Here is a 26,013-nt window from a genome sequence, read left to right as displayed (position 1 = left end):
TTTCTTTCCTCTCCGAGTGGCGCGCTTTGCGGGCGCTATTTCTCTTCGCCGATCTTGCGTGCAGCGTTGACCTTGGCGATGTCGGCCTCGCTCATACCGTAGGCGTCGCGGGCCGTTTCGGGCGAGATGTAACCGCGCAGCAGATCCTGGCGGACCAGCGATTTGTCACGCTCTTGCGGGTTTCCATAGCCTGCGCCGCCGGGAAACGCCATTTGCACCCGGCGGCCGTGGGGTATGAATTGCTTGCCCTTGCCGCGCATGGGCGTGCCGTCGTCCTGCGCAATGGTCGTCGGGGCACCTGCGGTCCCGCCGCGCCTACCACGGGCGGGGTGATCCACACGGTCGAACATCGCGGAGATATCGAACTCATGCCCGTCACGTGCGCCGACCTCCATGACCTGACCAAGCCCGCCGCGATAGGTGCCAAGCCCGCCTGAATCAGGGCGCAGCTCCTTGCGCCAGATGATCACCGGGCCTGCGTGTTCCGTGGCCTCGATCGGCATTGTCATGACGCCCGAGGGAAAGGCGGTCGCGTTCAGCCCGTCATGCGCCGGCCGCGCGCCGGACCCGCCCGAATTGAACGTCAGCACCTCGGAGCGGACGGCATCCGCCGGGGCCGGTGCATCGCTGCGCGGACGCAGGGAGACCTGAAAGTTGCACAGACACCCGGCCCCCTCGGCGGGCACCACGTCGGGCAGGATCTGGTCAAGGGCGGCATAGACCACGTCCGGCACGAAATGCCCCACGATATGGCGCAGGGCGACGGGCGCGGGGTGCAGCGCATGCACGATGCTGTTTTCCGGTGCGCTAACCTCAAAAGGCGCAAGCGAAGCCGCGTTGTTGGGAATTTCCGGCGCGATGGCACATTTCAGCGCGTAGCAGGCATAGGCCTTGGTATAGACCAGCGGGCAGTTGATGCCTTTCTTGTCGAGGCCCGTGGTGCCGTCGAAATCCGACAGGATGCGGTCTTTCTCGATGCTCAGCCGAACGCGGAGCGTGATCGGCGTGTCAAACCCGTCCACCGTCATCTCGCCGCTGGCCTCGGCATGGGGCAGGGCGTTGATGCGTTCCAGTGTCGCGCGGCGGGAATTCTCCAGAATGTACCCGGCGATACCATCCAGATTGTAGAGACCAAACTCCGTCATCATCGCCGTGAGGCGTCGGTGCCCGATCTCGTTACAACTGGCCAGCGCGTAGATGTCACCAACCAGCTGATCGGGCTCGCGCACATTGCCGCGAATGATGCGGATCATGGTTTCGTCCACCGTGCCCCGTTCGGCGAATTTCATGATCGGCAGGTAGAGCCCTTCCTCGTAGACGCTGTTCGCATCCGCGCCAAAGCCCCGCCCACCGATATCCACCACATGGGCGGTGCAGGCAAAGAACCCCACAAGCACGTCGTTATGAAAGGAAGGGGTGACCATGGTGATGTCGTGCAGGTGCCCGGTGCCCTCCCAGGGGTCGTTGGTGATGTAGACATCGCCTTGGAAAATGTTCTGCCGCCCGATCCGCCGGATGAAATGCGCCACCGCATCGGCCATGGCGTTCACATGGCCGGGGGTGCCGGTGACGGCCTGCGCCAGCATCCGGCCCTGCGTGTCGTAGACACCGGCAGAGAGGTCACCGGCCTCGCGCACAGAAGTGGAAAAGGCGGTGCGTACAAGGGCCTGCGCCTGTTCCTCCACCACCGAAATCAGCCGGTTCCACATGACCTGATAGGCAACGTTTGAAGGCTCGGTCATCCGTTCATCCTTTCCGGATCACGTCGATGCAGCCGTCCGGTTGACGGATTGCGCAGCGGCTTTCGGGTACGATGATCGTGGTCTCATCTTCGGTGATGGCGGCGGGGCCTGCAACCTCTGCGCCCACGGTCATTGCGGCACGCTGAACCACCGATGTGGTCAGGGACGCGGCCTTTGCCGGGTCAAACATCTGGCGCTCCGCATCAACAGGCGCTTGCAGGGTGCCCGATGTGGTCTCTCCGCGTGTAACGGGTTCGGGCGGTGTTGTCGCATTCACCGACCAGACGGTGATTTCAATGTCGAGACCGGCGACGGTGCGACCAAAAAGCTTGATATAGTCTTGCTCAAACAGGTGCTTGAAGGTTTCTGCATCCGGTGCCATGGCCTGCGCTTCGCTGAGCACGATGGGAATTTCCCAACCTTGACCAGTGTAGCGCATGTAGACTTTGAACTCGCAAAGAATGTCGCTCTGGGCATCGCAGCTGCGCACAAACCCCGCCGCCTCTGTTTTGAGGTCAGACAGTAGCCCCATGATTTTGGTGGCGTCGAAGTCCGACAATTTCATATAGACGGAACGGTTCGCCTCGAAACTGAAGGGCGCGCGCAGAAATCCGATGGCCGAGCCGACACCCGCCCCGGGCGGGACCAGTAACCGATCTACGCCCAGCTTTTCGCAAAGCCTGCCCGCGTGCAAAGGGGCCGCGCCGCCAAAGGCGATCATGGTGTATTCGCCAAGGTCCTCGCCGTTTTCTACAGCATGTACGCGGGCGGCATTGGCCATGTTTTCATCGACCACTTCGGCCAGCCCAAAGGCGGCAGTGGGGGCATCCATATCCAGGTCCGCGCCAAGCTGGTCGCACAACGCGATCTCTGCGCGATCCTTGTGAAGCCGGATCGTGCCGCCAGCAAATGTGTCCGGGTCGAGCCTGCCCAACACCAGATCGGCATCTGTCACCGCAGGTTTCTCACCGCCGCGCCCGTAACAGGCCGGGCCCGGTTCCGACCCCGCGCTTTCGGGGCCGACGCGAATCTGGCGCATCGCATCCACATGCGCAAGGGAACCGCCGCCCGCGCCGATTTCCACCATATCGATCACCGGGATGGAAATCGGCATGCCGGAGCCCTTTTTAAATCGATATGTGCGGGCCACCTCAAAGACGCGCGAAGTTTTCGGGGTCTGGTTCTTGATCAGGCAAATCTTGGCGGTAGTCCCACCCATGTCAAAGCTCAACACCTTCTCGAGCCCGTAACACGCCGCGATATGGGCAGCAAAAACCGCACCACCCGCCGGGCCGGATTCCACCAGCCGCACCGGGAACTCCGCCGCACTTTCCAGCGAGATGATGCCGCCGCCCGAATGCATCAGAAAGATGTCACAATCTGCACCCTCATCGCGCAGGCGGCCTTTCAGACGGCCAAGGTAGGATTTCATCAGCGGCTTGATATAGGCATTGGCCACGGTGGTGTTGAAACGTTCATACTCGCGCATTTGCGGGCTGACCTCGGAGGACAGCGACACCATCACGCCCGGCAGCTTTTCTGCCAACACCTCGCAGATCATGCGCTCATGGGCGTCGTTGAGATAGGAATGGATCAGGCCCACCGCGACGCTGTCATAGCCCGCCTCACCGATCTGATCCGCCAGGGTTTCCACCTCGGACCGGTCCAGCGGGACTAGAACCTCGCCGCGCGCATCCACCCGTTCCGACAACGTGTACCGGCGCTGGCGTGGCAGCAACGGTTCGGGCAGCGTGAGGTTCAGGTCATATTGTTCGAACCGGGATTCGGTGCGCATTTCAATGACATCGCGGAACCCTTCTGTGGTGATCAGCGCTGTCTTTGCCCCACGCCTTTCGATCAGCGCATTGGTGGCCAGCGTGGTGCCATGAATGATCTGATCGATCTGATCGGGGGAGATGCCCGCCTTGGCGCAGACCTGATGCATGCCCTCGATGATCGCGTTTTCGGGGGCGGCATAAGTTGTCAGGACCTTCGTGGAAAAGGACTGATCCGCGACCTCCAGCACCACATCCGTAAACGTGCCGCCGATATCGACGCCCAGCCTGACGGAGGTCTTTGACATGTGGGGGTCCTTTTCACGATTGATCTGTGTCCTCGGCCAGCGGGCCTGGTGGCGTCGGCGTTATCCCTTGGCATATCCGATGGTCTGCAGGGCCGTGCGGATTTCATCCAGAATGGCCGGATCATCGATTGTCGCGGGCATCTTGAACTCCTGATTGTCCGCGATTTTCACAACCGTGGCCCGCAGGATCTTGCCGGACCGTGTCTTGGGCAGGCGGTCCACGACCAGGGCGTTCTTGAAAGCAGCCACCGGGCCGATCTGTTCGCGTACCAGTTTGACGCATTCGCCCGTGATCTCACCGTGCGGGCGGTTCACGCCGTTGGTCAGGCACAACAGACCCAAGGGTGATTGCCCCTTGAGACGATCGGAGACGCCGACCACGGCACATTCCGCCACATCCGGGTGCCCTGCGAGGACTTCTTCCATGGCACCGGTGCTGAGCCGGTGGCCTGCGACATTGATCACATCATCGGTGCGCGCCATGATGTAGAGATAACCATCCGCGTCCATCATGCCCGCATCGCCGGTTTCATAGTAGCCGGGGAAGGTGGTCAGATAGCTTTTGCGGAACCGGTCCGTCGCGTTCCAGAGCGTCGGCAGTGTGCCAGGGGGCAGTGGCAGCTTGATCGCGATGGCGCCAAGCTCGCCCGGTTCTTGCGGATGTCCGGCTTCGTCAAGGATTTGCACGTCATAGCCCGGCATCGCGACCGTGGGAGAACCGACCTTGACCGGCAACGCCTCCAGCCCTGCGGGGTTGCCCGCGATGGTGTAGCCGGTTTCCGTCTGCCACCAGTGATCGTAGACCGGAACACCCAGCAGGTCCTGCGCCCATTCGATGGTATCGGGATCGGCACGTTCCCCCGCAAGATAGAGCGCACGCAGGCCCGAGAGGTCGTATTTCGCCTTGTACTCGCCCTTGGGGTCTTCGCGTTTCACGGCGCGAATGGCGGTGGGGGCGGTGAAAAAGCTGCGCACGTTGTGCTCTTCGATCACGCGCCAGAAGGTGCCCGCATCCGGTGTGCCCACGGGCTTGCCCTCAAAGACGATGGTGGTGTTGCCGTGGATCAGGGGGCCGTAGCAGATGTAGCTGTGGCCCACGACCCAGCCCACATCGGAGGCGGCCCAGAACACATCGCCCGGATCGACGTTGTAGATGTTTTTCATCGTCCAGTGCAGCGCCACGAGGTGCCCGCCCGTGGCCCGCACCACGCCTTTGGGCGCGCCGGTCGTGCCGGAGGTGTAGAGGATATAGGCGGGGTGATTGCCTTCGACAGGAACGCAATCGGCGGGGGCAACGCCGTCCTGTGCGGCGTGCCAGTCAAGATCACGCCCATCGATCAGCGTGGCGCGCTCCTGCTCCCGCTGCAGGATGAGGCAGACGTCCGGTTTGTGCGTTGCGATGTCGATCGCGCCATCCAGCAGGGGTTTGTAGTGGATCACCCGTCCCGGCTCCAACCCGCAGGAGGCGGCGAGGATGGCTTTGGGCTGGCAATCATCGATCCGCACCGCCAGCTCGTTTGCGGCAAACCCGCCAAAAACCACCGAATGCACCGCGCCGATGCGCGCGCAGGCCAGCATGGCTTCCAATGCTTCCGGCACCATCGGCATATAGATGATGACGCGGTCGCCCTTGGCCACCCCTTGGGCGACCAGCGCGCCCGCCAGCGAGGCGACCCGCGTCTGCAACTCCGCGTAAGTGATGGAAGATTTGGTGCCGGTGATCGGGCTGTCGTGAATGATTGCCGGTTGATCGCCACGCCCGTTTTCGACGTGGCGGTCCACCGCGTTGTAGCAGCCATTGGTCAACCCGTCGGCAAACCATTCGTAGAGGTGTTCTCCACGATCAAACAAGGCCTTGCTTGGAGGTTTCGTCCAATCAATGGCATCCGCCGCCTGCATCCAGAAACCTTCGGGATCCGCCATGCTGGCGTCATAGGTGGCGCGGTATGTCATCGATTAATCTCCCCCTGAACCGTATCGGCGCCATGGTTACGCCCAAGGTGAGGGGAAGGGCAAGTATGTGAGGGCTAACGCTTTCCGATTATTTCACGGATCGGGCTGGCGTTGACCCCGCCATTAGTGCTGATCGAGTCGGCGTTGAGGACGCGCTGCACCACATCTTCGCAATCGCCCGGCGCGAGCGGGTTGCACCCCCAGCTGCGATTATAGACGCGCACCTCGCCGGTCAGGATGATGCCGCCGCGCTGGTGGAATTCGCGAATGATGGTTTCATAGTCGCGACCGTGAACGGTTACTGTGCCGGATTGTGTGGCGGCGAAGGCTGTTGTTGCGCCGAGTGCTGTCGCCGCACTGAGGATGAAGGCAGGTAGGGAGACGATTTTCATAGGAAGCTCCTTTATCGATGAGGTCCCGGCCTGTGGAGAATGCCGGGACTTGCAGTTTCGATTTAGGAAGGGGGACGGGCCGCCGCTCGGAATGTTGCAGGATCTGGAATGCTAGTGATCGCGCGTGACAGACGCGTGGCAGGTTGGCCCGTCGTTTGGGATCAGATTGAATCCCGATCAAAGATATTGGCTTCCCTGCCGCGACGCACGGCGGCTTCACAATCACCGGGGCTGTCGATTTTGCAAATAAAATACTTGCCGCGGACACGGGCGCTTGTGGTCTCGAAAGGCCCATTCGGGCCTTCGATTGTCCGGGTGCGCAGAACGTAACTCTCGTCATCGACAATGATGGTGCTGAGCTGTTCTTCAGCGACGGTAGCACATGCCCCTAGGGCGAGTACGGTGAGGGCGGCGAAAAAACGCGATTTGCGGAACACTGGATAATTCCCTTCTGAACAAAAACACCGGCGCGTTCTGCACCGATATGAAAAGGAGATGTGATCGTACGATTGGAAATCAACCCGTGGATATGGTCCCTACAAAAGCGTGTTTTGCCGTGATGAGCTTGCGACGGCGTGCCCTCCGCATGGGGGAGCACGCCGACGGTGGGGCTAAATTGGAGGCGTGTAGCCGCCTCCGCCCGGTGGTGTCACTGACCGCCGTCCCGGGTGATTGAGGTGGTTGCCATTGATGAGATCGCGCACGGTGTCGGCGCAGGTATGGTCGCCCGTCGTGCTACAATAGTAGGTTTGCCCGTGAAAAATCACCTTGGTGCTCGTAAACCCGCTGCCATCGGCGCGGGCGTAGGTCCGGGTCCGGGTTTCATAGGCGACCCCATCGACAACTACCTGGCCTCGCACCTCTTCAACCAGTGTGGCGCACGCGCCGAGCAGGCAAAGCGCGCCGACAAATAAAATGTGTTTCCTTCGTTTCATATCCTGATCCGTTTCAAAAATGAGTTTGGCAAAACGTGCAAATGCACGCGTGCTGCCGCGCTCACTACGGATCGTCGTGGTCAGGGTCCTGAAGGCTTTGTTAAGAAGTTCTGAAAGGTCTTACCCGTAGTGGGCCACCGGCGTGCCTGCGATAGCCGACATGTTCAGCAAACCCCGTGCCGTGATCGAGGGCGAGACGATGTGGGCCCGGTTGCCCATACCCATCAGGATCGGTCCAACCTCAAGCCCGCCGCCCTTCATTTTCAGGATGTTGCGCACGCCCGAAGCGGCATCGGCATGGGCGAAGACCAGCACATTGGCCGCGCCGTCGGGCATGCGATTGCCGGGCAGGATGCGCGCGCGCAGCTCCGGATCAAGCGCGGTGTCGATGTTCATCTCGCCTTCGTAGCAGAAGTCGTGACCTTGGGAATCCAGCAGCCGGATGGCCGCCCGCAGGCGCCCGCCGGTGCCGTCGCCACGGTTGCCGAATTGCGATTGTGAGCAGAAGGCGATCCGCGGCTCGATCCCAAAGCGGCGCACGTGGCGCGCGGCCCCGATGGCGATTTCGGCGATCTGTTCGGGGTCAGGATGCAGGTGCACCTGCGTGTCGGCGACAAAGAGCGGGCCGTCTTCGAGGATCATCATCGACAACGCCCCGACAGGACCCAGATCGTCCCGGCCAAGGATCTGGGTCAGGTAGTTCAGATGCCAGCTGAACTCGCCGAAGGTGCCGCAGATCAGGCTGTCGGCCTCTTCGCGGTGCACCATCACCGCGCCAATGGCGGTGGTGTTGGTGCGCATGATCGCGCGGGCGATGTCAGGCGTGCCGCCGCGCCGCGCCATCAGCTCGTGGTAGGTCTCCCAGTAGTCCCGGTAGCGCGGGTCGTTTTCGGGGTTCACCAGATCCACGTCCTTGCCCAGCCGGATGGTCAGGCCGGCGCGGTCCAGTCGCGTCTCGATGACCTCCGGGCGCCCGATGAGAATGGGGCGTTCGGTGGTTTCCTCCAGCATCGCCTGGGCGCAGCGCAGCACGCGTTCATCCTCACCTTCGGCAAAGACGATGCGGCGCGGGGTTGTACGGGCCGCCTGAAACACCGGGCGCATCAGCAAAGCGGATTTGAACACCGAACCGTCGAGTTTCTGGCGGTAGGCATCCAGGTCTTCGATGGGCCGCGTGGCCACCCCGGTTTCCATCGCGGCCTGTGCCACGGCAGAGGAGACAACGCTGACCAATCGCGGATCGAAGGGTTTGGGGATCAGGTAGTCGGCCCCGAATGTCAGTTGCTCACCCTGGTAGGCAGCGGCGGCCTCGGCAGAGGTGGTGGCGCGCGCGAGCTCTGCAATCCCGTCGATACAGGCCAGTTCCATTTCGTCATTGATCGTGGTGGCACCTACATCCAGCGCGCCCCGGAAGATGAAGGGAAAACACAGCACGTTGTTGACCTGATTGGGAAAATCGCTGCGGCCTGTGGCGATGATCGCATCGGGGGCGACTTCGCGGGCCAGATCGGGCAGGATTTCCGGCGTCGGATTGGCAAGGGCAAAGATGATCGGTCGGTCGGTCATCTGCTTGACCATCTCAGGCGTCAGCACGCCAGGCCCTGACAGGCCCAGAAAGAGATCGGCGCCGGGGATGACGTCTTGCAGGGTGCGCAGATCTGAGTTTTGCGCAAATTCCGACTTGGAGGGGTTCATATCCACCTCACGCCCCTCATAGACGAGGCCGTGAATGTCGCAGAGCCAGACGTTTTCGCGCTTCACGCCAAGTTTCAGCAGCATGTTCAGGCAGGCGATGCCCGCCGCCCCGCCACCGGTCGAGACAATCTTGATGTCCTCAAAGGACTTGCCCGATACATGCAGGGCATTTTTCACAGCCGCGCCAACGACGATGGCGGTACCGTGCTGATCGTCATGAAAGACGGGAATGTTCATGCGCTCGCGACAGATGCGTTCAACGGTGAAACAATCGGGTGCCTTGATGTCTTCGAGGTTGATGGCCCCAAAGGAAGGCTCCAGCGCGCAGACGATATCGGCGAGCTTTTCCGGGTCTGTTTCGTCGACCTCGATATCAAAGCAATCGATGGAGGCGAACTTCTTGAAGAGCACCGCCTTACCCTCCATCACCGGCTTGGAGGCGAGCGCGCCGATGTTGCCAAGCCCCAGCACCGCGGTACCGTTGCTGACCACGGCCACCAGATTGCCGCGCGAGGTGTAGCGCGCGGCGGTTGACGGGTCGGCCTTGATCTCAAGACAGGCTTCGGCCACCCCGGGGGAATAGGCGCGGGCCAGATCGCGACCGTTCGCCAGCGGCTTGGTGGCGCGGATTTCGAGTTTTCCCGGTTTTGGAAATTCGTGATAGTCCAGTGCCGCCTGGCGCAGGTTCTTGGTATCGGTCATGAAATGGACGCTCCTCCCAGAGAATAGTTTAGTGTTAAACCAAGTGGCGGCGGCGGCCAAGGTGCTGTTTTGCCTGGGACTGGATGAGGGGCGCTGCCCCTCAAACTCCCCGGGATATTTATGGCCAGAAGAAGCGGGCGGCGGCTTGTCAATTGGGCGATGACGGCGCAGGATACGGCGTGAGAGGGGGGTGTAAATGGACGAAATCAGGGCAGAAATACTGCTGCCGACGCAGGAATTGCGCGAGGACATTCCCTTTTTTACCAAGGTGTTGGGGATGCGTATGGAGATGATCTATCCGGCAGACGATCCCACGGTCGCCGTCTTCGCAGGCCACGGGGTGCGCGTCCGGGTGCAAAAGGGTGCTGACGTCTCGCCCGGGGTATTGCGCATTCTGACGGATGATCCGGAGGGCTTTGCCGAGGGTCGGACAAACCTGGCGGCACCGAATGGCACGCGCATCGAAATCCGCCCGCTGAAAGAACCGCTGGTGATGCCGGACACCGTGCACAGCTTTGTTGTGCGCCGATTGGCGGATCAGGCGCCCTGGGTGATTGGGCGCGCGGGCATGCACTACCGCGATCTGATACCTGACCGGCTCGGCGGGTCTATTATCGCCAGCCACATCCGCATTCCGGATGGCGGCCCGGTGCCGGACATGGTGCATTATCACACGGTCGGGTTTCAGCTGATCTTTTGCTATCGGGGCTGGGTCGATCTGGTTTATGAAGATCAGGGCGCGCCATTCCGCCTGCATGCGGGCAACTGCGTGATCCAGCCGCCGGAAATCCGCCACCGGGTCCTTTATGCCTCTGACAACATCGAAGTGATCGAGATCGGCGTGCCAGCCGAACATGTCACAACCATCGACCACGAGATGGAGCTTCCGAACGGTCCGGCCAATCCCGACCGGGTGTTTCAGGGCCAGCGGTTTGTGCACCACAAGGCAGAGGAAGCCCGGTGGCGGCCGTTCCGCGTGCCGGGATTCCAGAGCCGGGACACTACGATTGCGGCGCATACCGCGAATGTGGCGGGCGTGCATGTGGTGCGCAAGGAGAGCGGGGAAAGCGTCTGGACACAGCATGACAGTGACATCCTTTTCACCTTTGTCATGGACGGGCGCATGGTGCTGGAGGGCGAAGGCCGCGCGCCGCACGCGCTGGAAGCAGGCGATGCCTTCGTGATCCCGCCGGGGATGAAAACACGGTATGCGGACGCCTCCGACGATATTGAATTGCTCGAAGTCTCCCTGCCGGGTGTGTTTCGGACGACGCAGGGATAGCGCAGAAAACCGCGCTGATACCCTTGCAAAGCCGTGCAACTGGGGACACCCTGCAGGCTGAACGATGGTGTGGAGAGCTTTGCCGATGTCCCTTAAGGAGGCCGCAACCGCAGTGCGCGAGAATGCGTATGCGCCCTATTCGAACTTCAAGGTCGGTGCCGCGATCCGGGGCCAGTCGGGCGCTGTCTACGTTGGCTGCAACGTCGAGAATGTCGCCTATCCCGAGGGGACCTGCGCCGAGGCAGGGGCCATCGCGGCCATGGTGGCGGCGGGCGAGATGGCACTGACGGAGGCCTATGTGATTGCGGGATCACCGATGCCGGTGACACCTTGCGGCGGTTGCCGTCAAAAGCTGGCCGAATTCGCCGAAGGCGCCGCCCGCGTTACCATGGCAACCACCGGCGGCGTGGAGCAGGTCACAACGGTTGCAGAGCTTTTGCCCGGCGTGTTCAATGCGGCGCATATGGAGACATGAGCCTGTTGACCGCTCGCAGCATTCTGGCCCGGTTGCGGCATGGCGAGGCCTTGCAAAAGGAACATCTGACCTGGCTGGCCGCCGGGCTGGCAGACGGATCGGTGAGTGACGCGCAGGCCGGGGCCTTTGCCATGGGCATCTGCGTGCGCGGGCTTGATGACGCGGCGCGGGTCGCCCTGACACTGGCCATGCGGGACAGTGGGCGCGTGCTGGAGTGGAACCTCGATGGGCCGGTGGTCGACAAACACTCCACCGGTGGGGTTGGAGACTGTGTCTCCCTGGTTCTGGCGCCTGCACTGGCCGCTTGTGGTGCCTTTGTGCCGATGATCTCTGGACGGGGGCTGGGCCACACGGGCGGCACGCTCGACAAGCTAGACGCGATCCCCGGCGTTACGACGCAGTTGGAGGAGTCGCGCTTTCGGGATGTGGTCGCAGAGGCCGGCTGCGCGATCGTCGGGGCCAGTGCGGACATCGCGCCTGCAGACAAACGGCTTTACGCGGTGCGGGATGTCACATCGACCGTGGACAGCCTCGATCTGATCACCGCGTCTATTCTCTCCAAAAAACTGGCAGGAGGGTTGGAAGGTCTTGTGCTGGATGTAAAAACCGGCAGCGGCGCCTTCATGAAGGATATGAACGCGGCCCGTGCGCTTGCAAAAGCGCTGGTGGAGACCGCCAATGCCGCCGGATGCAAAACCACGGCTGTCATCAGCGACATGAACCAACCGCTGGCTGCGAGCCTTGGCAACGCGCTGGAAGTGGCGGAGGTGATGCGGGTTCTGACCGCTGACCCAAGCGGCCCCCTCGTGGAGATTTCCGCAGCGCTTGGCGGTGTTTTGTTGGCCAATGCCGGGTTGGCAAAGGACGTGCAGGCGGGCACGGACGCCATCACGGCGGCGTTGCAGGACGGGCGCGCGGCAGAGCGCTTTGGGCGGATGATTGCGGCCATGGGCGGGCCTGTTCGATTTGTCGAGAACTGGGCGCGTTTCCTGCCCGAAGCGACGGTGATCCGCGAGGTCAAAGCCCCGGCGTCTGGCTATGTCACGGCCATAGACGGCGAAGCATTGGGCATGGTTGTGGTCGATCTGGGCGGCGGACGCGTGGTGGAAAGCGATACGATTGACCCTGCTGTCGGTTTGGGGCAGGTGGTGCGTCTGGGCGATAAGATTGCGCAGGGCCAACCCTTGGCGGTTGTCCACGCGGCACGGCCTGATGCGGCGGACAGATCGGCATTGGCCGTGCGGGCGGCGATCACGATCAGCCCATCCGCTCCGGAGGCACTGCCTCTGATCAAGGAGAGAGTAGGCTGATGGCACGCGCATTTCTGGTTGTGATGGATTCCGTTGGGATCGGTGGGGCACCCGACGCGGCACTCTATCATAACGGAGCCGTCCCGGATGAGGGGGCAAACACACTCGCGCACATCGCGCGCGCCTGCGCGCAGGGCGGCGCGGCAGAGGGACGCCTTGGCCCTTTGCGCATGCCTAACCTGGATGCCCTGGGCCTGGGGCGGGCCGTACAACTGGCCAGTGGGCAGATTGCCTTGGGCCTTGGGCAGGAACCCACGGGAACCTGGGGGGTCGCAACGGAGATATCAAAGGGTAAGGATACACCGTCCGGTCATTGGGAACTGGCCGGTGTGCCGGTGCCGTGGGACTGGCACTATTTCCCGAATGAAGACCCTGCGTTCCCGGCGGATCTGGTGGAAAAGACCGCCGCGCTGGCCGGGACAGATGGTATTTTGGGCAATTGCCATGCATCGGGTACAGCCATCATCGAGGCATGCGGCGCAGAGCACATCGAAACGGGTCGACCGATTTGCTACACTTCCGCGGATTCCGTGTTTCAGATCGCTGCCCACGAAGAGGCGTTCGGGTTGGAAAAGCTGCTGACTCTCTGTGAAGAGCTGGCACCGACGCTGCACGAGATGCGGGTGGGTCGCGTGATTGCGCGCCCGTTTATTGGCGGTCCAAAGAGCGGGTTTCGGCGCACGGCAAACCGACGTGATTTTGCAATTGCGCCCCCGAAACCCGTGCTGACCAATTGGGTGCAGGATGCCGGGCACAAGGTCTATGGCGTCGGTAAGATCGGTGATATCTTTTCGATGCAGGGCATCGACCGCGTGCGCAAGGGGCCGGACAAAGCCCTGATGCAGCATCTAGCGGTTCTGGTGGCGACAGCCGAGGAAGGTAGCCTGACCTTCGCCAATTTCGTTGAGTTTGATAGCCTGTACGGACATCGGCGTGATGTCTCCGGTTATGCGCGGGCGCTGGAGTGGTTCGATGCTGAAATCGGCAAGCTCATCGGTCAATTGCGGGATGGAGACATCATGGTCTTCACCGCCGATCACGGAAACGATCCCACTTGGGTCGGCACGGATCACACCCGCGAACGGGTGCCAGTGCTGATCGCGGGTATGGGGACCGAGGCCCTCGGACACATTGGGTTCAGTGATGTGGCGACACTTGTTGCGCGGCACCTGCGTGTGCCGGTGCCTGCCGCCTGATCCGTTGTGGCTTTGGCCTGGCAGTTTGCTGTCGCCTGCTTGCAGCTTGGTCGCCTTCGGGTCTAAACGGAGGCAGGTTTAAAAAGAGGTGCCCCATGACCGACCATCTGACCGTTGTTGATCACCCGTTGGTGCAACACAAGCTGACGATCATGCGGGACAAGGGCACGCCGACCGCCGTCTTCCGCCAGCTCTTGCGCGAGATCAGCCAGCTTCTGGCCTATGAGGTGACCCGCGGCCTACCAATGACGACCAAGCAGATTGAGACGCCGATGCAGGTGATGGATGCGCCAACGCTGGATGGCAAGAAGCTCGCGCTGATTTCGATCCTGCGCGCGGGCAACGGGCTGCTTGATGGGGTGCTGGAGCTGATCCCCTCGGCGCGCGTCGGATTTGTCGGGCTGTACCGCGATGAAGAAACGCTGCAGCCGGTGCAATACTACTTCAAGGTGCCCGAGGGCCTGGATGATCGTCTGGTCATCGCTGTCGATCCGATGCTGGCTACCGGCAATTCATCCGTGGCCGCAGTCGATCTGCTGAAAAAGGCCGGAGCGACCAATATCCGTTTCCTCTGCCTGCTGGCCGCACCCGAAGGGATTGCCCGCATGAAGGAGGCGCATCCGGACGTCCCCATCGTGACCGCCGCGGTAGATGAAAAGCTGAATGACATCGGCTATATCGTGCCTGGCTTGGGCGATGCCGGTGACCGGATGTTCGGCACCAAGTAAAATGCCGCCGAACCTGCGGAAATAACTGCGGCGAGCCTTGCTTTGCTTCGGCTCTTCGGGCATCGTCACCCCATATCTTGTGGGGGCAATGATGAAATTTACCAGAATTATCGCGATTCTTGCGGCTGCTGCGTCTCTGACTGTCGCAGGGGTGGATGTTCGGGCGCAAACAACTGTTGCGCCCAAGGAATTTCCCCCGGTCAACTACAGGGGCCGGCAGTACGTGGACAGTGCGGGCTGTGCTTTCATCCGTGCCGGTGTCGATGATGCGGTTCAATGGGTGCCCCGTGTTACCCGGGATCGGCGGTTGATCTGTGGTTTGAAACCCACCTTTACCGTGCGCGAACCGGCACCACAGGCGCCGGCAGCCGGTTCGCAAGAGGTGCTGGTCCTTAGTCCCGCACCGGCCCCGACCGTTGCGCGACCGGGCGTGCCAAAACGCACATCGGCGGCACGTGGCACCTCGGAGCGTCGCGCTGAACCGAACCTTGTCGGCACGGTGGTTACGCCCGCAAATGCAGCAGCCAAGGGTGTCACTCCGACCATGCGCGTGATGCCGCGCCATGTCTACGAAGCGCGCCGGAATACGCTCAACGTCAAAGTGCCGAAGGGTTATCGCACTGTCTGGGAAGATGATCGTTTGAACCCGCGACGGGCTGAACAGACATTGGCTGGACACGCCGCCATGCATCAGGTCTGGACAAAAACGGTGCCTCGGCGACTGGTCGACTAACCGCCACAGATGTTTTGCAGACGCAGCCAGTCTGCGTCGCTGAGCAGCACTTTTGGTTCTGTGCCCGCCATCGGGTCTGCTTCTATCAGAGGCAGGACAGTTTCTCCCGTGATGTCGCGGGCATAGGCGTAGGGCGCACTGCGTAATTGTGCGGCAGCAAAGACAGGCAACAGGCTTTCAGGCGCAGGTTTTGATCTGTCCTGAGTCAGCAGGATTTCCGCATAACTGTCCAGAACTTCGCTTTTTAATTGCCCCGTGGTGAGCAATTGAAAACTTGCCCAGGTTCCGCTGGTCTCCAGAAGATCGTGCAAGGGGTCGCGGACGCGGGACAGGCTTTGTTCGACCAAGGCAAATCCGGCTGCCACATCCGGTTCTTCAAAATCTTCCACCAGCCCGCGGTTCAGCAGAATATGCCGACCTGGCAGATGCAGGCTGGTCTGAACAGCGCCGGGCATGATACTGATCCTGTCCGAACCGAGACGCGCCCGGAACGTCGCCAGAGCGCGCTGGCCGGACGGTTCTGCACAGGCGGGGCCCGTCATCCGCTCGATCCGCTGTAACAGCGCATCGCCGATCTCAACACGCTTGACCTCTGGTACAACCGCTAACGTGTGGTCGATCAGCGCCTTCGGCACCCAGAACACCCCCGCGGCGACAACCGCCGCAATTGAGAGCGACATACCCAGCCACCGCAGCCTGCCGGGACGTGGGCGGGTGCGTTCTACCGCCCGGCGCAGTTTCTCGATGGCATCGATCATCTGGTGTTCGTCTTCAGCCAATTCCAGCGTTTCGCCGGTGTCCCCATCGGGATGGTAGAGCGCGGGCCGCTTGCTTGGATTAGCCCGCTGCACGGCGGCCAGAGACCAGTGCGTGATCGCCCGATCCTGCAGATCAGAGATCATCAGAGTGGCATCGCCGATGGAGACAATCACCTCGCGCCGCTGATCCTCCGGCGACGCGCGCCAGAGACCGCTGGCTTCCAGCCGGGCATATTTCTTGAGGGCCGTCATCGCGGTGATCTGCTGCTCGTTAGTGCTTTGCCGCAGCTTACCATCTGGCTGACGCGGGGCAAAGGGGCAGGTAGGGTGGGCTTCAGGCCACCTTCTGCACTCCGATCAGGACATATCCCGGGCGCGTTTGCGCAACTCGAACTTCTGGATCTTGCCGGTGGAGGTCTTGGGCAGATCGTCGAAAACCACATGCTTGGGTGTCTTGAACCCTGCCAGCGTTTCCCGCGCAAAGGCAATCAAGCCTGCCGCATCGGTGGCTGCCCCAGGTTTGAGCTCGACAAAGGCGCAAGGGACTTCGCCCCATTTCTCATCCGGTTTGGCCACAACGGCGGCCAGCATCACATCCTCATGCCCCATCAATACCCCCTCGACCTCGACAGAAGAAATGTTTTCCCCGCCCGAAATGATGATGTCCTTTGCCCGGTCCGCGATCTGCATGTAGCCGTCGTCATGCTGCACCGCGATATCCCCGGAATGGAAATAGCCACCTGCAAAAGCTTCTTCGGTGGCTTGCGCGTTTTTGTAATAGCCCTTCATCACCGAGTTACCGCGGATCATGATTTCGCCCTGGGCTGTACCATCCATTGGAATCTGCAGCATGTCCTCGTCCAGCACGGTGATGTCTTCCATCATCGGAAAGGCCACACCCTGCCGCGCTTTCACCGCCGCGCGCTCCGGCTCTGCCAGTCTGTCCCAATCGGCGCCACGCCAGAGGCATTCGGTCACATGGCCATAAGTTTCCGTGAGCCCGTAAACCTGCGTGACATTGAACCCGAGCTTTTCAATCTTGCTGAGCGTGGCAGGCGCGGGCGGTGCCCCCGCGGTGAAGACCTGCACCTCGTGATCGAAGTCGCGCCGCTCCTCTTCGGGGGCGTTCACCAGCATGTTCAACACGATGGGTGCGCCCCCAAGATGGGTCACACCATCATCCGCAATTGCGTCGAAAATGGCGGGCGCGGTGACGTCACGACAGCAAATGATCGTGCCGCCGATCAGTGGCATCATCCAGGTATGGTTCCAGCCATTGCAATGAAACAGGGGTACAATCGTCAGGTAAACGGGGTGCAGCACCATGCGCCAGCTGACCACAGTGCCCATCGTCATCAGGTAGGCGCCCCTGTGATGGTAGACGACCCCCTTGGGGCGTCCGGTGGTCCCGGAGGTGTAGTTGAGCGCGAGGCTTTCCCACTCATCCGTCGGCATGACCCATTCAAAGGCAGGGTCGGCGCTGGCGAGCATATCTTCATAGGTTTCATACCGGCCAGATGCGGGATGTCCGGCCGCCGCGTCGGGGACTTCGATCAGGGTGGGCGCATCGCGGCCCATCTCGAGACAAGCGGCTTCGACCAGTGGCAGGAATTGGCTGTCCACCAATACAATCTTTGCCGCGCCGTGATCAAAGATGTAGCTGACCGTATCCACATCGAGGCGCGTATTGATCGTATTCAGGACTGCGCCACAGGCAGGGACGCCAAAATGCGCTTCTGCCTGCGCCGGGATGTTGGGCAAAAGGGTGGCCACCACATCGCCCGGTGTCACACCGCGCGCCGCCAGTGCGCCAGCCAGGCGGGAGCAACGTTCATGGTATTCCGCGTAGGTGACACGGTGGGTGCCATAGTGAACGGCCGGGTGCCCGGCAAAGACATGCGCGGCCCGTTTGAGATGCGAGAGGGGGGTTAGCGGCACGTAATTGGCGGCACATTTGTCCAGCCCTGTTTCGTCACTCATCCAGCCCATTTTTGTTGTCCTCCCGTTTGCCGTTGGTAGTTTATGCACGGCGCGGCTATTACGATATTGTTTTTGCGGCATTTGGAAAGTCAATTGTCTTACATTTGGGATTCCGATTGCGAAACAGCTGATATGGTGGGAGGCGCCGCATGATCATTTCCCGGGATCGGTCCTATGTGTTTGTGCATATCCCAAAAACCGGGGGAACCTCGCTCGCAGCGGCTCTCGAAGCCCGCGCGATGAAAGATGACCTGCTGATTGGTGACACACCTAAAGCCCGCAAGCGCAAATCTCGCCTGAAGGGTTTGCAGACACGGGGGCGTCTGTGGAAACATGCGACCCTCACGGATATTGATGGGCTGTTGACCCCCGAGGAAATTGGCCAGATGTTTGCGTTCACCCTGGTGCGCAACCCATGGGACCGCGTGATCAGCTACTATCACTGGCTGCAGGATCAGGAGTTCGACCACCCGGCGGTGATGCTGTCCAAATCCTTACCCTTCGAAGAATTCCTGGCGGCACCATTGATTCAGGGCAGTCTGCAGCACTCACCTGCCAGCAGTTACATGCGCGATGCGACGGGCGCAGAGCACTGCTCTCTCTACATTAGGCTTGAAGCTTTCGAGAAAGATGCGGCCCCCCTGATGGATCACCTTGGGTTCCAGCTGTCCTTGCCTCACCTGAACCCGTCACGGCGGGTTGTGGACTACCGGGCCTGCTATGACGCGCGGACACGGCAGATCGTGGCAAAGCTTTGCGCGGAGGATATCGCGCGATTTGGGTATCGCTTCGATCCGGATGAGTGATTCTCGGCAAGAGGGAATTGGTTAACGTATTTGGTGTATTCCACAGTCATCGGCGGATTTTTGTTTCTTTTTTGGGGTCAATCCATCCCGATATAGAAGTATTTCACGTTTTAGTGGAAGCAATGCCTTAGATGCGCCGCATTCGCAGCAAAGCGCTGTCACGCTTTGGTCGTCGTCTGGCTGGGTAAGGACCATGTTCCTGCCGGATTTGAACTACGGAACGCCACTGGGGATTGAAAAGATATGTACGGATGGAGTGTGAATGTAACGGCAAAGCCGTATAGGCCGCATGAGGCATTTGCCACCCCGCATTCCGAGCCGGTGCCTGCAAGCCACGGTTTGATTGCGGGCACGCGGGTTGCTTCCAATTTCGGCTGGCGCCCGGTGGAAGCGTTGACGGTAGGGGACAAGGTCCTGACGTTTGACAATGGGGTTCAGCGCATTGTTGAGATGCAACGCACCACGCTCTGGTTGGACCCTCAAAAGATGATGCCTGGCTGCTGGCCGGTAACCATCCCGGCGGAGGCTCTTGCGAATTTGAACGAAGTCATGCTGTTGCCGGATCAAGGTGTCATGCTGGAGAGCGACGCTGCATCCGACCCGATGGGCGATCCCTTTGCGATCGTGCCCGCACAGGCTTTGGAGGGACTGTGCGGGATCCATCGGCAACAGCCGCTGCACCCGGTCGACTTGATCACGCTCTATTTCGCGGATGACGAAGTTATCTACATTGATGGTGGTTTACTGATCCATTGCCCGCGCAACATGGCCCTGCTGCATGATGTGGTGTCTCCTGCAGACACGCTGTACTCCGTTGCGTCGCTTGAAGAAGCGCGTGCGATACTGGCGCAGAGCGATCAAGTCCGCGAGGCGCTGGTGCAAAGCACTGGGTATGTTTTTGGGGCCACCGAAATGGTTCTGGTGGCCTGAGATTTTTCAAACAAGGCGTCGAGCAGAACGCGAGCAGCAAAAAGGGGGGCCGGCAGACCCCCCTTTTTTACTTGTTGTAAGCGTCAAGCAGCAGCGGCTGTGGCGCCGAACCGACCGTAGAAACTCTGGCCCTTCGCGGCCATCTCGCGCAGCAGGTCGGGGCATTTGAACCGGTCGCCAAAGGTTTCGGTCAGCTGATCGCAGCGTTCGGCGGCGTAGGGCGCGCCGATCATGTCGAGCCAGCTCAGGGGACCGCCGGACCAGGGTGCAAAACCCCATCCGAGAATCGCACCCACGTCGCCTTCGCGGATGTCCATCAGCACGCCTTCCTCCAGCGCCCGCACGGCCTCCAGCGATTGCGCAAAGAGCAGGCGGTGCTGCACATCCGTCAGCTCGGGCTGGTCCTGTGCAATGGCATACTGGCCGTTCAGCCCGTCCCACAGCCCCTGCCGCTTGCCTTTCTGGTCGTAGCTGTAGAAGCCCGCGTTGGACTTGCGGCCGAGCCGTCCGAGGTCTTCCATCCAGAAGATCACCTCATCGACCGCCGCATCCGGATAGGCATCGCCCATCGCGGATTTCGTTGCGCGGGCGATCTTGGCGCCGAGATCAATCGAGGTCTCATCGACCAGTTGCAATGGCCCCAGCGGCATGCCGACGAGGCGCGCGGCGTTCTCGATCAACGCGGGCTCAACGCCCTCGGCGACCATGCGGATGCCTTCGTTGATGTAGGGAATGATGCAGCGGTTGGCGTAGAAGAAGCGCGCGTCATTCACCACGATGGGCGTCTTGCGGATCTGGCGCACGTAGTCGAGCGCCTTGGCCACGGCGCGGTCGCCCGTGCCTTTGCCTTTGATGATTTCCACAAGCAGCATTTTCTCGACGGGCGAGAAGAAGTGGATGCCGATGAATTGCTCCGGGCGGGATGAGGCCTTAGCCAGCTCCGTGATTGGCAGGGTGGAGGTGTTGGAGGCAAAGATACAATCCTCCGGGATCACCGCCTCGACCTTCTGCGTCATCTCGGCCTTGACCTTCGGGTCCTCGAAGACCGCCTCGATGATCAGGTCACAGCCCCTGAGCGCCTCCAGATCAGTTGTTGCGGTGATGAGGGAGAGCAGCTGCTCTTTCTTCGCCGGCGTGGTCTTCTTGCGCTGAATGCCCTTGTCGGCGAAGTTGGCTGTATAGGCCTTGCCCTTGTCGGCGGCTTCCTGCGTCTGGTCGATCAGTACGACCTCGATACCGGCCTGGGCGGAGACGAGTGAGATGCCCGCACCCATCATGCCGGCCCCCAGCACGCCGAGCTTTTTGACCCGTTGGTCGGCCACATCCTGCGGGCGCACAGCACCTTTCTCCAGCGCTTCTTTGTTGATGAAGAGCGAGCGGATCATCGCCTCGGAGGAGGGGTTCATCAGCACCGAGGTGAACCAACGCGCCTCGATCTTGAGCGCCGTGTCGAAGGGTACCAGCGCGCCTTCATAGACGGCGGAGAGCAGTGCCTTGGCAGCCGGATAAACCCCTTGCGTCTTGCCGTTGACCATGGCCGACGCGCCCACGAAAGTCATGAAGCCAGCCGGATGGTAAGGCGCACCGCCGGGCATCTTGTAGCCCTTGGCATCCCAGGGTTTCACAAGGTCAGCGTCTTTGGCGTTCAGCACCCACTCGCGGGCCGCGGCCATGGGGTCGCCGGAAACCTCGTCGATCAGACCGGCTGCCTTGGCTTTCGCAGGGTCGACCAGCTTGCCTTCCAGCAGGAAGGGCGAGGCGGCCATGGCGCCCATCTTGCGCACCAGCCGCGTGGTGCCACCGGCACCCGGGAAAATGCCCACCATGATCTCGGGCAGGCCGATCTTGGCTTTGGGGTTATTGGCGGCAAAGATGCGGTGACACGACAGGGGGAGTTCCAGCCCGATGCCAAGCGCGGTGCCGGGCAAAACGCAGGCCACCGGCTTGCCGCCCTTTTGCGTCTTGGGATCCATCCCGGCCAATTCGATCTTGCGCAGCAGGCGGTGCATGTCCATCACGCCGTCGAAAAGCCCTTTGGCCGGGTTCTCGCCCGCATCCGCCTTCATTTTGGCGATGAGGTTCAGGTCCATGCCGCCCGCGAAGGACCCCTCCTTGCCGGAGGTCAGGATAATGCCCTTCACCGCATCATCAGCCAGCGCTTCATCCATCAGCTTGTCGACCTGCGAGAGGCCTTCGTAGGACATCACGTTCATGGATTTTCCGGGCACATCCCAGGTGATCGTGGCGATGCCGTCGCCGTCGGTTGTCGTTGTAAACTCGGTCATGTCCGGGTCCTTTCTTGGATGGTTCTGAGGGTCACCAAGGCGTTCGACGGCTTGGGGACATTGTAGGGGAAATTGGCGTTCGAAAGCGAATTGGTCACCGACTTCAGGTACCAATTGGTGTTCTCACGCTTGAGCACCATCCGCGATTTGATGGGGCCAAAGATACAGGTCTCACCCGCGCAGAATTCAGTGGCATGATAGCCGCAGATCAGGTCGCTGGAGATGAACTCCGCGTCTTCCGCGCGCCGCACCAACCGGTCGCAGGATTTCTCCTCCAGCAGGTCACGCAGCATGTCAAAGAAGGGCTGTACCTCCTCTGGCGTCGAAATGATCGTATCGGCAGATTCTGTGTGCGAGGTGTAGGGAAACAGCAAATAGCTGCAATAAAGCGCCAGATCGTCCTGATTGTTCGCATCAGAAAGCTCGTTGATGAACTTTTGGTAGATGGTGAGCGGCGCAACCGACAGCTTGCGCGCGTCGTTTTCCGGCGACCGCGGCGCCAGTCGCCCACCCCCGTGCTTTTGCACGCGGGGGACGTAGATGGGCCAATGTGGGTTATCTAACATGCTATCCAGTTCCAGCATCTTCCAGACGTCGTTCTCGCGGATCAAAACCATGCGGTTTGCATAGCTTTCGATCACCGGGAGCGCATCGCGCAGCGTATGGGTGACGTGATACCCGGTGATGTAGTTCTCGCTGAGAAACTCAGCTTCGGTGGCCAGGCGCACCAGATTGGTTGCGCCCAGCCCCTTGATGGCCTGACCGAAAGTCACCATGCCATTGATCAGGTCCTCCCGCGTCTCCACGATGACTTCGTGGCTCAGCGTGCGCCACAAGTGTGGCAGCTTGACCCGTTCCAGCAACGTCACCGCGTTTTCCGTCATGATGGCGTCGGATATACTGTCCAACGTGTCCTGATAAATGGCGATGGCGTCAGCGGGGGTCACAAATCAGACCCGCTCGATGATCGTGGCGGCTCCCATTCCTGATGCAATACACAAGGTGGCAAGGCCGGTTTCCTTATCCGCCCGCTCCATCTCATCCAGCAGGGTCCCGATGATCATCGCGCCGGTCGCGCCCAGAGGGTGGCCCATGGCGATCGAGCCGCCGTTGACGTTGACCTTGTCGCTGTCCACATCAAAGGCCTGCATGAATCGCAGGACAACGGCGGCAAAGGCCTCATTGACCTCGAAAAGGTCGATGTCCTTGATGTTCATGCCATTGTCGGCGAGGATTTTCTCGGTCACGGGAACGGGTCCAGTCAGCATGATCGTCGGGTCGGTGCCAATCTTCGCCGTGGCCCGGATGCGCGCGCGGGGTTTCAGCCCGTGCTTTTCGCCGAATTCCTTGGAACCGATCAGGACCGCGGCGGCCCCATCCACAATCCCGCTTGAGTTGCCCGCGTGGTGGATGTGGTTGATCCGCTCCAGATGCGGGTATTTCATCAGCGCGACCTTGTCGAAGCCCGGCATGACCTCGCCCATGGCCTGAAACGCCGGGTTCAACCCACCAAGGGACTGCATGTCCGTCTGCGGGCGCATGTATTCGTCATGATCGAGGATCGGCAGACCGTTCTGATCGCGGATTTCGATGACGGATTTGGCAAAGCGTTTGTCGTCCCACGCGGCCTTCGCACGACGTTGGGATTCAACGGCCAATTGGTCGGCGTCGTCGCGGGTGAAGCCATATTCCGTTGCAATGATGTCCGCACTGATCCCTTGCGGGACAAAATACTTTTCCATCGCCAGCGTCGGGTCCACGGCGATCGCCGCGCCGTCAGAGCCCATCGCGACCCGTCCCATCATCTCGACACCGCCCGCGATATAGCCGTCGCCTGCGCCCCCCTTGACCTGGTTGGCGGCGAGGTTCACAGCCTCCATGCCGGACGCACAGAAGCGGTTGATTGCCAGACCGGGAATGCGTTCGTCCAGATCAGAAGCCAGCACAGCGGAACGGGCCAGGCACCCACCTTGTTCCATCACCTGCGTAACATTGCCCCAGATCACGTCCTCAACGGCGTGGCCTTCGAGGTTGTTTCGTTCCTTCACAGCGTTCAGCGTCTGGGCCGAGAGGCGCAGTGAGGTCACCTCGTGCAGGCTGCCGTCCTTGCGGCCCTTGCCGCGCGGCGTGCGCAGGGCGTCATAGATGTAGGCTTCGGTCATATCTGTCTCCTTCTCACGCGGGTCCCGCGCGGTATCTTGATCAAGCGCGGTGCCGCGCAGCGTGTCAGTCAGGCGCGGTCAGCGGGGCTGCCGGGCATCAGATCGTAGGGGGCCTTCCAGCCCGGTGTGTCGGATAGACGCGTGAGCCACGCATCGATGTGGGGCCAATCTGCCCGCTCAAATCCAAATTTCTCAGGATAATACAGGTACCCGCAGCAGCTGATGTCGGCATTGGTGATCCCGTCACCCACAATCCAGTCACGATCTGCGAGGTGGCCGTTCAAAACTGAATAGGCGGCCTTGAGACGCCCCTGGTTGAAAGCAATCACCTCCGCCGGGCGTTTGTCTTCGGGCAGAAAATGCATCAGGAACCGGGTGGGGCCAGCCGTCGAGCTGAGCTTGTGGTTGTCCCAGAGCACCCAGCGCAGGATCTCGCGCCGTTCAGTTGCATCCTTGCCGCCGAACTTCCCGGACTTTTCTGAGACATAGTCCTGGATCACCCCCGATTGCGTGAGGCGCAGATCACCGTCCACCAGCACCGGAACTTCCCCCATGATGTTGACATTTGTGCGGTACTCCGGCGTGCGGGCTTCACCGCCGAAAAAATCGACCTTCACCGGCTCCCAGTCGAGGCCTGACAGCTGCAGGGCGAGGGCGGCTTTGTAGGCGTTTCCGCTTTCCCCGAAACAGTAGAGTTGGATGGTCATAGAGTCCTCGCAATCAGTTCTTTCATGATCTCATTGGTGCCACCGTAGATGCGCTGCACACGGGCATCTGCCCACATTTCCGCGACCGCGTATTCCTGCATAAAGCCATAGCCGCCATGCAGTTGCACACAGTCGTCCAGCACCTCGCATTGGGTATCGGTCAGCCAGTATTTCGCCATGGCGGCCTTCTCTACGGTCAGTTCGCCACGCAGATGTTCGGCGATGCATTGATCAAGAAAGGCCCGCGCCACCGCCGTGCGTGTCTTGCATTCCGCAAGCTTGAAGCGCGTGTTCTGGAACTGCGTCAGCGGCCCGCCAAAGGCCTCACGCTCCTTGCAATAGGCAATGGTGCGTTCCACGGCACCCTCCATCGCCCCAACCGCACCGCAGCCGATGATCAGCCGTTCCTGTGGTAACTGCTGCATCATCTGGTAGAAACCCTTGCCCTCTTCGCCACCAAGGATGTTCTCGGGCGGGATCGCGACGTCGTCGAAGAAGAGCTCCGAGGTGTCATTCGCATGCAGCCCCACCTTCTCCAGATTACGCCCGCGGGAGAAGCCCTGCGCGCCATCGGTTTCCAGCATGACCAAAGACACACCTTTCGATCCCTCGGAGGGGTCGGTCTTTGCCGCCACAATGATCAGGTTGGCGTGCTGTCCGTTGGTGATGAAGGTCTTCTGACCAGACAGGCGGTAGACGTTGCCGTCCTTCACCGCCCTGGTCTTGATCGCCTGGACGTCGGAACCGGTCGAGGGTTCGGTCATTGCCAGCGCCCCTACCATGTCCCCCGAGATCATTTGCGGCAGCCAGCGCGTCTTCTGGTCTTCGGTGCCATAGGCCAGCACGTAATGGGCAACGATCCCGGAATGGATGCCATGCCCCCAACTGGCCAGGTTGGCGCGCGCCGCCTCGATCAGGATTGCCGCCTCATGGCCGAAGTTACCACCCGGCCCGCCGTATTCTTCAGGCACCGAAGGGCAGAGCAGACCCAACTCCCCGGCCTGTCCCCACGTCTCGCGGTCCATCTGGCCCTGCTTGCGCCAGGATTCGAACTTCGGCGCCCATTCGGTGGTGATGAACTGCGCGGTCATCTCCGCAATCATGCGGTGTTCCTCGGTCATCCAACCGGGCGTGTTGTTTGAGCCATCCATCCTGCCGC

22 protein-coding genes are annotated in these 26,013 nt (G+C 61.1%); 8 read left to right on the top strand and 14 right to left on the bottom strand.

The genetic code is table 11. The annotated features are described in order from the left end of the window. Positions 1 to 35: 35 nt before the first annotated feature. The 7 genes from Q1A07_RS03860 to Q1A07_RS03830 all read right to left on the bottom strand — a co-directional run bounded on the left by Q1A07_RS03860 (position 36) and on the right by Q1A07_RS03830 (position 9,502). On the bottom strand, positions 36 to 1,742 hold the full coding sequence (locus tag Q1A07_RS03860) for a hydantoinase B/oxoprolinase family protein (protein ID WP_299777983.1): 1,707 nt from the start codon (positions 1,740 to 1,742) through the stop codon (positions 36 to 38). A 4-nt stretch (positions 1,743 to 1,746) separates the two neighbouring features. Beyond that, on the bottom strand, positions 1,747 to 3,825 hold the full coding sequence (locus Q1A07_RS03855) for a hydantoinase/oxoprolinase family protein (RefSeq protein WP_299777981.1): 2,079 nt from the start codon (positions 3,823 to 3,825) through the stop codon (positions 1,747 to 1,749). Positions 3,826 to 3,885: 60 nt separating this feature from the next. After that, the gene (locus Q1A07_RS03850; protein WP_299777980.1) at positions 3,886 to 5,778 is read right to left on the bottom strand and encodes a propionyl-CoA synthetase; all 1,893 of its coding nucleotides are present in this window, start codon (positions 5,776 to 5,778) and stop codon (positions 3,886 to 3,888) included. 74 nt (positions 5,779 to 5,852) lie between these two features. Then, on the bottom strand, positions 5,853 to 6,170 hold the full coding sequence (locus tag Q1A07_RS03845) for a hypothetical protein (protein WP_299777978.1): 318 nt from the start codon (positions 6,168 to 6,170) through the stop codon (positions 5,853 to 5,855). Positions 6,171 to 6,331: 161 nt separating this feature from the next. Further along, entirely contained in the window at positions 6,332 to 6,607 is a 276-nt protein-coding gene (locus Q1A07_RS03840) for a hypothetical protein (RefSeq protein WP_299777976.1), read from the bottom strand. A gap of 174 nt (positions 6,608 to 6,781) precedes the next feature. Next, the gene (locus Q1A07_RS03835) at positions 6,782 to 7,105 is read right to left on the bottom strand and encodes a hypothetical protein (RefSeq protein WP_299777974.1); all 324 of its coding nucleotides are present in this window, start codon (positions 7,103 to 7,105) and stop codon (positions 6,782 to 6,784) included. Between the two features lie 120 nt (positions 7,106 to 7,225). Next, positions 7,226 to 9,502 carry an NADP-dependent malic enzyme gene (locus Q1A07_RS03830; protein ID WP_299777972.1) on the bottom strand — a complete coding sequence of 759 codons (2,277 nt, stop codon included), beginning with the start codon at positions 9,500 to 9,502 and terminating at the stop codon, positions 7,226 to 7,228. Between the two features lie 196 nt (positions 9,503 to 9,698). Here Q1A07_RS03830 and Q1A07_RS03825 point away from each other — a divergent pair, with 196 nt between their 5' ends. The 6 genes from Q1A07_RS03825 (at position 9,699) to Q1A07_RS03800 (ending at position 15,226) form a co-directional block, all read left to right on the top strand. Next, complete coding sequence (locus tag Q1A07_RS03825) at positions 9,699 to 10,784, top strand: cupin domain-containing protein (RefSeq protein WP_299777971.1); 1,086 nt, start codon at positions 9,699 to 9,701, stop codon at positions 10,782 to 10,784. An 85-nt stretch (positions 10,785 to 10,869) separates the two neighbouring features. Continuing rightward, positions 10,870 to 11,259, top strand: coding sequence for a cytidine deaminase (locus Q1A07_RS03820; protein WP_299777970.1), 390 nt, complete (start codon positions 10,870 to 10,872; stop codon positions 11,257 to 11,259). Positions 11,260 to 11,264: 5 nt separating this feature from the next. Next, a complete protein-coding gene (locus Q1A07_RS03815; protein WP_299779151.1) occupies positions 11,265 to 12,569 on the top strand; it encodes a thymidine phosphorylase in 1,305 nt (434 codons plus the stop codon). Next, on the top strand, positions 12,569 to 13,765 hold the full coding sequence (locus Q1A07_RS03810) for a phosphopentomutase (RefSeq protein ID WP_299777969.1): 1,197 nt from the start codon (positions 12,569 to 12,571) through the stop codon (positions 13,763 to 13,765). Before Q1A07_RS03815 ends, Q1A07_RS03810 begins: the two co-directional genes overlap by 1 nt. A 95-nt stretch (positions 13,766 to 13,860) precedes the next feature. Continuing rightward, the gene (gene upp, locus Q1A07_RS03805) at positions 13,861 to 14,493 is read left to right on the top strand and encodes a uracil phosphoribosyltransferase (protein ID WP_299777967.1); all 633 of its coding nucleotides are present in this window, start codon (positions 13,861 to 13,863) and stop codon (positions 14,491 to 14,493) included. Between the two features lie 91 nt (positions 14,494 to 14,584). Further along, positions 14,585 to 15,226, top strand: coding sequence for a hypothetical protein (locus Q1A07_RS03800; RefSeq protein ID WP_299777965.1), 642 nt, complete (start codon positions 14,585 to 14,587; stop codon positions 15,224 to 15,226). Here the strand turns inward: Q1A07_RS03800 and Q1A07_RS03795 are convergent. Together Q1A07_RS03795 and Q1A07_RS03790 are read right to left on the bottom strand one after the other, a co-directional pair. Next, positions 15,223 to 16,236 carry a hypothetical protein gene (locus Q1A07_RS03795; RefSeq protein ID WP_299777963.1) on the bottom strand — a complete coding sequence of 338 codons (1,014 nt, stop codon included), beginning with the start codon at positions 16,234 to 16,236 and terminating at the stop codon, positions 15,223 to 15,225. The two genes, Q1A07_RS03800 and Q1A07_RS03795, sit on opposite strands and share 4 nt — an antisense overlap. A gap of 105 nt (positions 16,237 to 16,341) precedes the next feature. Continuing rightward, positions 16,342 to 17,973, bottom strand: coding sequence for an AMP-binding protein (locus Q1A07_RS03790; RefSeq protein WP_299777961.1), 1,632 nt, complete (start codon positions 17,971 to 17,973; stop codon positions 16,342 to 16,344). Positions 17,974 to 18,113: 140 nt separating this feature from the next. Here Q1A07_RS03790 and Q1A07_RS03785 point away from each other — a divergent pair, with 140 nt between their 5' ends. Together Q1A07_RS03785 and Q1A07_RS03780 are read left to right on the top strand one after the other, a co-directional pair. Continuing rightward, entirely contained in the window at positions 18,114 to 18,770 is a 657-nt protein-coding gene (locus Q1A07_RS03785; RefSeq protein ID WP_299777959.1) for a sulfotransferase family 2 domain-containing protein, read from the top strand. Positions 18,771 to 19,013: 243 nt separating this feature from the next. Beyond that, positions 19,014 to 19,700, top strand: a complete 687-nt coding sequence (locus Q1A07_RS03780) for a Hint domain-containing protein (RefSeq protein ID WP_299777957.1) — start codon at positions 19,014 to 19,016, stop codon at positions 19,698 to 19,700. Positions 19,701 to 19,783: 83 nt separating this feature from the next. Here the strand turns inward: Q1A07_RS03780 and Q1A07_RS03775 are convergent, their stop codons facing one another. The 5 genes from Q1A07_RS03775 to Q1A07_RS03755 form a co-directional block, all read right to left on the bottom strand. Beyond that, positions 19,784 to 21,985, bottom strand: a complete 2,202-nt coding sequence (locus Q1A07_RS03775; protein ID WP_299777955.1) for a 3-hydroxyacyl-CoA dehydrogenase NAD-binding domain-containing protein — start codon at positions 21,983 to 21,985, stop codon at positions 19,784 to 19,786. Then, positions 21,982 to 22,932, bottom strand: coding sequence for a hypothetical protein (locus tag Q1A07_RS03770; protein WP_299777953.1), 951 nt, complete (start codon positions 22,930 to 22,932; stop codon positions 21,982 to 21,984). The genes Q1A07_RS03775 and Q1A07_RS03770 overlap by 4 nt, the downstream gene beginning before the upstream one ends. Positions 22,933 to 22,935: 3 nt before the next feature. Continuing rightward, positions 22,936 to 24,147, bottom strand: coding sequence for an acetyl-CoA C-acetyltransferase (locus Q1A07_RS03765; protein WP_299777951.1), 1,212 nt, complete (start codon positions 24,145 to 24,147; stop codon positions 22,936 to 22,938). Positions 24,148 to 24,215: 68 nt separating this feature from the next. After that, positions 24,216 to 24,854 carry a glutathione S-transferase family protein gene (locus Q1A07_RS03760; RefSeq protein WP_299777949.1) on the bottom strand — a complete coding sequence of 213 codons (639 nt, stop codon included), beginning with the start codon at positions 24,852 to 24,854 and terminating at the stop codon, positions 24,216 to 24,218. Further along, positions 24,851 to 26,005 (bottom strand): acyl-CoA dehydrogenase family protein, encoded by a 1,155-nt coding sequence (locus Q1A07_RS03755; protein ID WP_299777947.1) that lies wholly within the window; start codon positions 26,003 to 26,005, stop codon positions 24,851 to 24,853. Before Q1A07_RS03755 ends, Q1A07_RS03760 begins: the two co-directional genes overlap by 4 nt. Positions 26,006 to 26,013: the final 8 nt, after the last annotated feature.

The organism is uncultured Roseobacter sp. (assembly GCF_947492555.1).
GTDB lineage: Bacteria > Pseudomonadota > Alphaproteobacteria > Rhodobacterales > Rhodobacteraceae > Roseobacter.
Note: the sequence above shows the minus strand (reverse complement) of the source record. Positions and strands in the feature narration are given on the sequence as shown.

Bases quoted from the DNA above. Each gene is read 5' to 3' on its own strand.
- Q1A07_RS03855 (WP_299777981.1), bottom strand. From the start codon at position 3,825: ATGTCAAAGACCTCCGTCAGGCTGGGCGTCGATATCGGCGGCACGTTT.
- Q1A07_RS03760 (WP_299777949.1), bottom strand. From the start codon at position 24,854: ATGACCATCCAACTCTACTGTTTCGGGGAAAGCGGAAACGCCTACAAA.
- Q1A07_RS03780 (WP_299777957.1), top strand. From the start codon at position 19,014: ATGTACGGATGGAGTGTGAATGTAACGGCAAAGCCGTATAGGCCGCAT.
- Q1A07_RS03820 (WP_299777970.1), top strand. From the start codon at position 10,870: ATGTCCCTTAAGGAGGCCGCAACCGCAGTGCGCGAGAATGCGTATGCG.
- Q1A07_RS03785 (WP_299777959.1), top strand. From the start codon at position 18,114: ATGATCATTTCCCGGGATCGGTCCTATGTGTTTGTGCATATCCCAAAA.
- Q1A07_RS03830 (WP_299777972.1), bottom strand. From the start codon at position 9,502: ATGACCGATACCAAGAACCTGCGCCAGGCGGCACTGGACTATCACGAA.
- Q1A07_RS03790 (WP_299777961.1), bottom strand. From the start codon at position 17,973: ATGGGCTGGATGAGTGACGAAACAGGGCTGGACAAATGTGCCGCCAAT.
- Q1A07_RS03795 (WP_299777963.1), bottom strand. From the start codon at position 16,236: ATGACGGCCCTCAAGAAATATGCCCGGCTGGAAGCCAGCGGTCTCTGG.
- Q1A07_RS03825 (WP_299777971.1), top strand. From the start codon at position 9,699: ATGGACGAAATCAGGGCAGAAATACTGCTGCCGACGCAGGAATTGCGC.
- Q1A07_RS03775 (WP_299777955.1), bottom strand. From the start codon at position 21,985: ATGACCGAGTTTACAACGACAACCGACGGCGACGGCATCGCCACGATC.
- Q1A07_RS03800 (WP_299777965.1), top strand. From the start codon at position 14,585: ATGAAATTTACCAGAATTATCGCGATTCTTGCGGCTGCTGCGTCTCTG.
- Q1A07_RS03845 (WP_299777978.1), bottom strand. From the start codon at position 6,170: ATGAAAATCGTCTCCCTACCTGCCTTCATCCTCAGTGCGGCGACAGCA.
- Q1A07_RS03860 (WP_299777983.1), bottom strand. From the start codon at position 1,742: ATGACCGAGCCTTCAAACGTTGCCTATCAGGTCATGTGGAACCGGCTG.
- Q1A07_RS03765 (WP_299777951.1), bottom strand. From the start codon at position 24,147: ATGACCGAAGCCTACATCTATGACGCCCTGCGCACGCCGCGCGGCAAG.
- upp (WP_299777967.1), top strand. From the start codon at position 13,861: ATGACCGACCATCTGACCGTTGTTGATCACCCGTTGGTGCAACACAAG.
- Q1A07_RS03755 (WP_299777947.1), bottom strand. From the start codon at position 26,005: ATGGATGGCTCAAACAACACGCCCGGTTGGATGACCGAGGAACACCGC.
- Q1A07_RS03835 (WP_299777974.1), bottom strand. From the start codon at position 7,105: ATGAAACGAAGGAAACACATTTTATTTGTCGGCGCGCTTTGCCTGCTC.
- Q1A07_RS03850 (WP_299777980.1), bottom strand. From the start codon at position 5,778: ATGACATACCGCGCCACCTATGACGCCAGCATGGCGGATCCCGAAGGT.
- Q1A07_RS03810 (WP_299777969.1), top strand. From the start codon at position 12,569: ATGGCACGCGCATTTCTGGTTGTGATGGATTCCGTTGGGATCGGTGGG.